At 68.4% G+C, this 415-nt stretch carries 1 protein-coding gene; it reads right to left on the bottom strand.

The window, feature by feature from the left end:
* Positions 1-142: 142 nt before the first annotated feature.
* On the bottom strand, positions 143-415 hold a 273-nt coding region (locus tag CAY82_RS27640; protein ID WP_140399179.1), incomplete at its 5' end, for a sigma-70 family RNA polymerase sigma factor.

The following is a 415-nucleotide window of genomic DNA, read 5'->3' as shown; positions in this document are numbered from 1 at the left end:
AGCGGTCCGGCGGCGGCGCAGGACGGCGCCCCGGGCCATCCCGCGTTCGACCAGGTCGGTGGACTCGGGCTCGAGGTTCTCGGTGGCCCGGCGCATCAGCTCGGGCAGGGTGTCGTTCAGGTTGATCATCGGTTCCTTCTTGTCAGAGAGCGATCAGGTGGTCGACGTCCGTGCCGAGGACGGCGGGCAGCCGCTCCAGAGCTCGTGACGTCCTGGTCCTGATCGCACCGGCGTTCTTGCCCAGATCCAGCGCGACCTGCTCGACGCTGCGATCTTCGAAGAACCGCAGCACCAGCACCGCACGATCCAGGGGCGACAACTCGGCCAGCGCGTTCTCCAGCGAGATCTGCAGGGCCGAATCGTTCGGCCGGTCGGCCTGGTCCGGCATCGACGAGGTCGGTCGCTCGCTCCAGCT

Source organism: Pseudomonas sp. SID14000, assembly GCF_002165135.1.
Lineage (GTDB): Bacteria > Pseudomonadota > Gammaproteobacteria > Pseudomonadales > Pseudomonadaceae > Aquipseudomonas.
This window is presented reverse-complemented; position numbering and strand designations above follow the sequence as displayed.